Origin of the sequence: Elioraea sp., from assembly GCF_022842375.1 — a bacterium.
GTDB lineage: Bacteria > Pseudomonadota > Alphaproteobacteria > Acetobacterales > Acetobacteraceae > Elioraea_A.
Genome location: NZ_JALHPR010000037.1, coordinates 22,249 through 30,379 on the forward strand (window position 1 = coordinate 22,249; position 8,131 = coordinate 30,379).

Below are 8,131 nucleotides of genomic sequence, written 5' to 3' on the forward strand. Positions count from 1 at the left end.
AAGCTCCCATTCCGTCATCCCGCAACCGCGTCACTGGCCGCCGCCACGATCGCCGCCCCGACCCGGAGCGCCTGGACGGTCTCGGCAACATCATGAACCCGCAGGATGGCAGCACCGGCGGCAATCGCGGCAAGCCCCGCCGCAAGGCTGCCGGGGAGCCTCGCCAGAGGATCGGCAATACCCGCGACAAGGCCAATGAAGCTTTTGCGCGACACCCCGACGAGCAGGGGGCGGCCGAGCTGGTGCAGCACGCCAAGCCGCGCGAGCAGCAGGAGATTCTGCCCAGCCGTCTTGGCGAAGCCGATGCCGGGATCGAGCACGATGCGCCCGCGCGCGATGCCCGCTGCCTCGGCGGCGGCAACGCGCGCCGCCAATTCCTCGGTGACATCGAGCGCGACGCAGCGGTAATCGGCCAGGCCGCGCATCGTCTCGGGCGTACCGCGCATGTGCATCAGGATCACAGGGCAGCCGGCCTCAGCCACCATGGCGGCGGCCTCGGGGTCATGGGAGAGGGCAGACACGTCGTTGACGATGGCCGCCCCCTCGGCCAGGGCGGCGCGCATCGTCGCGGCGTGGCGTGTGTCGACGCTCACGGGCACGCGGCGGGCGAGGGCCGCGATCACGGGCAGGATGCGCGCCTGCTCGACCGCGCGTGGAACCGGGGCAGCCCCTGGCCGCGTGCTCTCGCCGCCGATATCGATGAGATCGGCGCCCGCCGCGATCATCGCCTCGCCGGCGGCAATTGCATCATCGGGCGCGAGGAAGCGTCCGCCATCCGAAAAACTGTCGGGCGTGACGTTGATCGTGCCCATCACGAGCGGGCGGCCCGTTGGAAGTCCTGGAAGAAGCGGCAGGCGCGGCGCGATGATCGCTGCGAGCGCGCCGCGCGCCTCGTCGGGCGGCGCCGTCACATCGAAGGGGGCGGCACTGTCTCCCGCGGCGCTGCGACGCCAGAGCAGCGCGTGGCGGAACCGAGGGCCGGTTCCGCCGATCGCCACCGCACCCGGGATGGCCGAAGCCGAGAGCCCGAGCGGTTCGACGAACACCCTCTGCAGCGGCGAAACCCTGTGCTCGGCCTCGGCTCCCGGGCCTCAGCCGTTCGGCTGCGGCGCCGGGTCGAGCCCGCCTGGTGCGCCGCCCGACTTCGGCACGCGGCCCGATGTCGGAACGGAGCTGCGGCGGAGGTCCTGCGCGGGCGTATCGTCCGCCGGCTTGCGCACCACGGGCTCGCCCGCGAGCAGGCCGCGGATGTCGTCACCCGACAGCGTCTCGAACTCAAGCAGCGCCTTGGCGATGCTGTCGAGCCCATCGCGACGCTCGGTCACGACACGGACGGCGGTGGCATAGGCCTCGTCGATGATGCGCTTGATCTCGCTGTCGATCGCCTGCGCCGTGCTCTCGGACAGGTTCTTCGACTGGGTAACGGAGTGGCCGAGAAACACTTCCTGGCTGTTCTCGCCATAGGCGATCATGCCGATCCGGTCGCTCATGCCCCATTCGGTGACCATCCGGCGGGTCTGGTCGGTTGCCATCTTGATATCGCCGGCGGCCCCGTTGCTCACCCGGTCGGCGCCGAACACCACCTCCTCGGCAGCCCGCCCGCCCATGGCCATGGCGAGTTCCTGGAGCAGCTTCGACTTGTGCTTTGAGTAGCGGTCACCCTCCGGCAGCGACATGACGAGGCCGAGCGCGCGGCCGCGCGGGATGATCGTCGCCTTGTGGACCGGGTCGCACTCGGGCATCGAGAAGGCGACGAGAGCGTGGCCCGCCTCGTGATAGGCGGTCATGCGCTTCTCCTCGTCGCTCATGACGAGGCTCTTGCGCTCGACGCCCATCAGCACCTTGTCCTTCGCCGCCTCGAACTCGGCGTGGCCAACCACGCGCTTGCCGTTGCGCGCGGCCAGCAGGGCGGCCTCGTTCACGAGGTTGGCAAGGTCGGCGCCAGAGAAGCCAGGCGTTCCGCGGGCGATCGTCTTGGGCACCACGTCGGCGGCGAGCGGCACCTTCCGCATGTGCACCGAGAGGATCTTCTCGCGCCCGTTCACGTCCGGGTTCGGCACGACGACCTGGCGGTCGAAGCGGCCGGGGCGCAGCAGGGCGGGGTCGAGCACGTCGGGGCGGTTGGTCGCGGCAATGAGGATGACGCCCTCGTTGCTCTCGAACCCGTCCATCTCGACCAGCAGCTGGTTCAGCGTCTGCTCACGCTCATCGTTGCCGCCGCCAAGGCCGGCGCCACGGTGGCGGCCGACGGCGTCGATCTCATCGATGAAGATGATGCAGGGTGCATTCTTCTTGCCTTGCTCGAACATGTCGCGCACGCGGGACGCGCCCACGCCGACGAACATCTCGACGAAATCCGAGCCGGAGATGGTGAAGAACGGCACGTTCGCCTCGCCCGCGATGGCGCGCGCGAGCAGCGTCTTGCCGGTGCCCGGGGGGCCGACGAGCAGCACGCCCTTGGGGATCTTGCCGCCGAGGCGCTGGAACTTCTGCGGGTCGCGCAGGAAGTCGACGATCTCCTGGAGCTCGCCCTTCGCCTCGTCGATGCCCGCGACGTCGTCGAACGTGACGCGCCCCTGCTTCTCCGTCAGCAGCCGTGCGCGCGACTTGCCGAAGCCCATGGCACGCCCGCCGCCTGACTGCATCTGCCGCATGAAGAAGATCCAGACGCCGATCAGCAGCAGCATCGGGAACCACGACAGCAGGTAGTGGAAGAGCGGGTTGACGTCGCTCTCCTCGGGCTTGGCGACGACGCGCACGCCACGGTCGGTCAGGCGCTGCACGACATTGCTGCCGTCGGGCAGGTAGGTCTGGAAGGAGCGGCCGTCGGTCAGCACGCCGGAGACGATGCGCCCCTGGATCGTGACATCACGCACCTGCCCGCTGTCGACCTCACGGATGAAGTCGCTGAAGGCGACCTGCTGCGCCATCGTCCGCTGCCCCGATGGCTGGAACAGGTTGAACAGCGCCACCAGCAGCAGGAGGATGATCACCCAGAGGGCGAGGTTTCGGCCGAAGTTGCTCACGCGAGAGCTCTCTCCCAAGCGCCGCCGGGAAGCACCGCTGCGATCACGTCGCAGGGTGTGGTCCGGGACGGCGACCCATCACGCGCGGGCCGGGATGATCCCGACCCCACGCATCTGAGATGGTACCGGGCGGCCGCTCTCCAATCCCCTGTCGTGCCGGCAATACCTTCACGGCACCGATAGCGGGAGCGGTACGACCTCCAAGGTCCTTCTCAAGCGACCAGCATAGACCACCGCCGCCGGTTCGGCCACCGTCGCGACAGGCCCTGGCGTAACGGGCCCTGGCGTAACGGGCCCGGGGATAACGGCCCGTCGTGGCGCGACGGGCAGTGGCGTGACGGGCGATGGCGTACTGGGCCGCGTTTCGGCGGTGACCTGCCATGTATCGCCGCGCGGCGCGATGAGGCAGCCGCCGAGGGTCATTGCGCCGGCACGAGCCGCGACGGCGGCGGCCAGCCGCGCCAATGCCCGCGCATCGGGGGGCAGCGCGCGGCCCGAGACGGCCTTCAGCACCGCGCCGAGCGCGGCGGTGCGATCTGCTAGGGGGGCGGCAGCAAGGCGGGCGCGGTCGAGCGCCACGCCACCTGCGCACGGCAGGGTCGCGGCAACAGCGAGCAAGGCCGTCACGGCCTCGGATCGCCGCGCGGCATCGGCGGCGTGCGACGCCGCGGCGTCGGCGAGGGCGCGCACCTGCACCCCCTCGCCCGCCCCATCGGCCATGGCGTGGCGGAGCGTGGCGCGGAGCCCGCCTCCTCGATCATTCGACGGATCGGCGATCCAGGGCTGGCCGCGCTCCCGCAGCACCGCCCTGATCGCCGCGGGCGTGACGCCGAGCAGCGGCCGGATGAGCCGCACCGCCTTGGTCACCCGCACCGGCGCCATCGCAGCAAGACCCCCGGCACCGGACCGCCCGAGGGCGCGGATCAGCACCGTCTCCGCCTGGTCGGACAGGTGATGGCCGAGCAGGAGGTGAAGCGCGCCAGCCTCGGTCGCGGCGCGGGCCAGCATCGCGTGCCGTGCCTCGCGGAGCGCGGCCGATGACCGTCGCTGCCCGGGTGGCAAGGCGAGGCGGCGCGCGGCAAGCCCTGCCGCCACCGCCCAGGCCTCGGCGAGTCCCGCCTCGATGCGTGCCGCGGGGCGCACGCCATGGTCGAGGATCAGCGCGATGGCATCCCCGCCGCGCGCCGCGGCCCAGCCCTGCGCCAGGAGCGCGAGGGCCAGGCTGTCGGGGCCACCGGAGAGGGCGACGGCAAGGCGCGGACGCTCCTCCCACCCGCCGGCGGCACCGAGTGCCGCGGCGAAGCGGAGGGTGGCCTCCTCAGCAGCGCAGGCGCTGCTGGTCACGCGCCCCTCAGCAGCGCAGGCGCTGCTGTTCGCGCGTCAGGCTCTCGCGGACATCCGCCTTGAGGCTGCCGGCGTGCTGCGAGGCGAGGCGCGCGAACACCTCGCAGGCCGAGGCACGCTCGTTCAGCCCGGCCAGCGACTGGCCGAGGCGAAGCTGCGCGTCCTGCTGCGCGTTGCCCGTGAGCCGCCGCTGTGCATCATCGAAGGCCAGTGCTGCCTGGGCGAAGTCACGCCGGCCGAAGAAGGCCTCGCCGCGGACCTGGTGCGCCTCGCCGAGCCTGCCGTCACGCGGGTAGGTCGAGAGGAAGAGGTTCGCCTCCCGCTCCGCCCCTGCCCAGTCCTGGCGGCGGATGGCGGCCTGCGCGTCGGTGATGATCTGCTGCTGGCTTCGGTTTGCTGGCGCCGCGGGCGGTGCCGCGGGCGGGCGGGGGAGACCGGCCTGCTGCTGGGCTTGCTGCTGGCCTTGGGCCGGAGCTGGCGCGGCGCCCTGGGCGGGGCGCTGCTGCTGCCCGGCGGGGCGGCGCCCGCCACTCTCCAGCTCCTGGAGGCGGAAATCGGTGTCGGTGGCGTTCTTCTCCACCGTCGCCTGCAGCTGGCGCAACGAATTCTGCATTTCGTCACTGCGGCCGCGCAGCAGGCGAAGATCGGTCTCGATGGCCGACACGCGCTCGAGCAGCCTGGTGAGGAGCTCAGCCTGACCGGCCCCGCCGCCGGCGACCGAGGCCGGCGACGGCGCACCGATCGACGAACCGCCCGAGGTCCCCCTGCCCTGCTGCAGCCCCTGGAGGTCGCGGCGGAGTTCCTGGATCTGGTTCTGCAGCGCGATCGCCTCGCGGCTCTCGATCTGCGCCGCGGCGGGCATCGCTGCGACGAGCAAAAGGCCCAGCGCGATGGCGACCGGCCTGATGACGGGAACTGCTGTCATGCCTCTCTCATCCCTTCCGGAGGGCCTTCGGCCCATCTCTGACGAGAAGCGGTAGGCCGCGCGGCGGGCAGGCGCAAGCGTTCCGCACGCGGATGCGATGCCAAACATGCAATCGGCGGCCCCCTTCCGGAGGCCGCCGACGACACATCACGGCGAAGGGATCAGCGGACCGAGGTGATGGCGACCCGGTTCTGTGCCCAGGCCTCCTCGTTCGAGCCGAGCGCGATCGGGCGGTCCTTGCCGAAGCTGATGGTCGAGACGCGGGCGCCGGCAACGCCCTGCGCGACCAGAAGGTCACGCGCGGCGTTCGCGCGGCGCTGGCCGAGGGCGAGGTTGTACTCGCGCGTGCCGCGCTCGTCGGCGTGGCCGGCGACCTGCACGTTCACGCTGCCGTAGCGGCCGAGCCACTCGGCCTGGCGCTGCAGCGTCGAGCGGCCATCGGGGCGCACCGAGAAGCTGTCGAAATCGAAGAACACGCGGTCGCCGACATTGACGACCAGGTCCTCCTGCGAACCCGGGCGCGGACCGGTCGCGGACCCTGCCCCGGTGTTCGTCTCGGTCGGGGTCGACTCGCAGGCGGCGACGAGCGCCACGGCGGCGATCGCGCCCAGCAGCTTCATCTTCATCGGTTTTCTATCTCCTTAGGATCCGGAATGAAGACGCGGGCGTGTCCCGCGTCGGTTGTTCCGCGGCGCACCTAGCGCGCGGTTCACGCGTGGTCAAGAAGTCCCTTGCATTTGCGGCGAAAATGCGTGCCGACGCATGGCTGACCAACGATTCCGTCACGCCCGGGCACGTCTTTGCCGCGCCGTTCTGCCTGATCTCAAGGCAGCAGCGGCGACCACGCCGGGTCGGACCCGTCTGTCGGTGTCGGGATCGCCCGCTCGTTGAAGCCGGTAATGTCGATCGAGACGAGCCTCGCGGAATAGCCGGTGCCGCGCGCATCCCGCGCCGGGGTCTCGCGGAAGAAGGCGAGCACGCGGCCATTCGGCGCGAAGGTCGGCCCCTCCATCTGGTAGCCCTCGGAGAGAATCCGCTCGCCCGACCCGTCGGGCCGCATGACGCCGATGGCGAAGCTGCCGGCGGCGATGCGGGTGAACGCGATCAGGTCGCCGCGCGGCGACCACACGGGCGTGGCGTAGCGACCCTGGCCGAAGCTGATGCGGCGGACGTTCGAGCCGTCGGCGTTCATCACGTAGAGTTGCTGGTTGCCGCCGCGATCGCTGTTGAAGGCGATCTGCTGCCCATCGGGGCTGGCTGACGGCGACACGTCGAGCGAGGGGCCTGACGTCAGCCGCCGTTCCGCGCGCGTGCGGAGATCGACGACGTAGATATTCGCATCCCCGCCCCTGATGGCCGACAGCAGCACCGCGTTGCCATCCGGCATGAAGCGCGGGGCGAAGGTCATGCCCGGAAAGGCCCCGAGCAGGGTCTGCCGGCCGGAATCGATCTCGAAAAGATACACCCGCGGTTCATTCCGCTGGTAGGACATGAACGCGACCTGCGCCACGTTCGGGTGGAAGCGCGGCGTGAGCGCGAGCCACGAGCCGTCGGTCAGGAAGCGGTGGTTCTCGCTGTCCTGGTCCATGATCGCCAGGCGCTTGATCCGACGGTCGCGCGGCCCGCTCTCGGCGATGTAGACGATGCGGGTGTCGAAATAGCCCTTCTCGCCGAGCAGCCGCTCATAGATCGCGTCCGAGCAGATATGGGCGATGCGCCGCCAGTTGGCCGCGGGCGTGGTGTAGGCCGTCCCCTGGATCTGCTGGCCTGGCAACACGTCCCACAGGCGGAACTCGACGCGCAGGCGCTCGCCCTGCTGCTCGACGCGGCCGGTGACCAGCGCCTGGGCGCCGACGGCACGCCAATCGGCGAAGCGCGGCGTCGCCTCCGCCCCCTGGGTGATGAAGGCGCGGCGATCGACCGGTCGGAACAGGCCGGAGCGGCCGAGATTGGCCGTGATCACCTGCGCGATCTGCGCCCCGAAGGGTGTCGCCCCGGCAAAATCCGGGACAGCGATGGGAAGCGGGTCGGTCCGTGCGCGGGTGATATCGATCACCGCCCCCTGCCCGGCAGCCGACCCTGGCAGGGCAGCAGCGGCGAGCGTGGCAGCGCCGGCGCCGAGCATCGCGCGGCGGGAGAGGGAGAGCGCACGGAGCGCATCGACCTGCGGGTCTGAAAGCAGGCGGGGCGCGGAGGGGATGAGGCTCATCGTATGTCCTGGTCAAGCGGCCATGGGGAGGCCAAGCCCAGCATCGCGGGCGCGCCGTCTCTAGCGCGTTTTCCCGTCACCGCACCAGACCGCGCGGGCTGAAGCGGAACACGCTTGCTTCAACCGTGCTGAATTTCTCGCGCGGGATGGGCAGTGGGTTGCACTGGGGGCTCAGCAATGCACGCCGCGCCTGTTCCGCAACAACCAGCTCGCGCCCGGTATAGGTGCGCGCCGGGGTGACGGTGACGACCGACCCGTCAGGGCGGAGCCTCACGCGCATCTCAACCGTGATATCGGCAAGCCCCATCATCCCGGCATCGACCGACCAGCACTCGCTGATCTTGTTCGACAGCCCGTCGATCTCGCCACGCGTGAGCCCTGGCGTGGCGGCGGTGCCGCCTGGCGCGCCGGCAGGCCGCGGCGCGCCACCCTGAGGCTGCGCGGGGCGCGGCGGCTGGTTCTGCTGCTGCTGGAGCCGGAGCCGCTCGAGCGTGTTCAGCAGCGCGGTCGAGCCTTCGAGCGGGCGCTGCACGGGCGGGGTCGTCACCGGCGGTGTCGGTGTCGGCGGTGTCGGCGCCGGCGGCGGCGGGGCCGGGGGCGGCGGCGTCGGTGGTGCGGGCGCGGGCG

Annotated in this window: 7 protein-coding genes; all 7 read right to left on the bottom strand. The window is 71.1% G+C overall.

Annotated features, from left to right (window positions below):
* Positions 1 to 14 precede the first annotated feature (14 nt).
* Complete coding sequence (gene folP / locus Q0C38_RS20780; protein WP_291299048.1) at positions 15 to 1,046, bottom strand: dihydropteroate synthase; 1,032 nt, start codon at positions 1,044 to 1,046, stop codon at positions 15 to 17.
* Positions 1,047 to 1,091: 45 nt separating this feature from the next.
* On the bottom strand, positions 1,092 to 3,026 hold the full coding sequence (gene ftsH, locus Q0C38_RS20785) for an ATP-dependent zinc metalloprotease FtsH (protein ID WP_291299049.1): 1,935 nt from the start codon (positions 3,024 to 3,026) through the stop codon (positions 1,092 to 1,094).
* 168 nt (positions 3,027 to 3,194) lie between these two features.
* On the bottom strand, positions 3,195 to 4,370 hold the full coding sequence (gene tilS / locus Q0C38_RS20790; RefSeq protein ID WP_291299050.1) for a tRNA lysidine(34) synthetase TilS: 1,176 nt from the start codon (positions 4,368 to 4,370) through the stop codon (positions 3,195 to 3,197).
* 7 nt (positions 4,371 to 4,377) lie between these two features.
* Positions 4,378 to 5,295: a hypothetical protein gene (locus tag Q0C38_RS20795; RefSeq protein ID WP_291299051.1), complete on the bottom strand. Its 918-nt coding sequence runs from the start codon at positions 5,293 to 5,295 to the stop codon at positions 4,378 to 4,380.
* 161 nt (positions 5,296 to 5,456) lie between these two features.
* Positions 5,457 to 5,921 carry a peptidoglycan-associated lipoprotein Pal gene (pal, locus tag Q0C38_RS20800; protein WP_291299052.1) on the bottom strand — a complete coding sequence of 155 codons (465 nt, stop codon included), beginning with the start codon at positions 5,919 to 5,921 and terminating at the stop codon, positions 5,457 to 5,459.
* A gap of 197 nt (positions 5,922 to 6,118) precedes the next feature.
* Positions 6,119 to 7,504, bottom strand: coding sequence for a Tol-Pal system beta propeller repeat protein TolB (tolB, locus tag Q0C38_RS20805; protein WP_291299053.1), 1,386 nt, complete (start codon positions 7,502 to 7,504; stop codon positions 6,119 to 6,121).
* A 76-nt stretch (positions 7,505 to 7,580) separates the two neighbouring features.
* Positions 7,581 to 8,131, bottom strand: a 551-nt coding sequence (locus Q0C38_RS20810; protein WP_291299054.1) for a cell envelope integrity protein TolA, incomplete at its 5' end; no start/stop codon positions are given.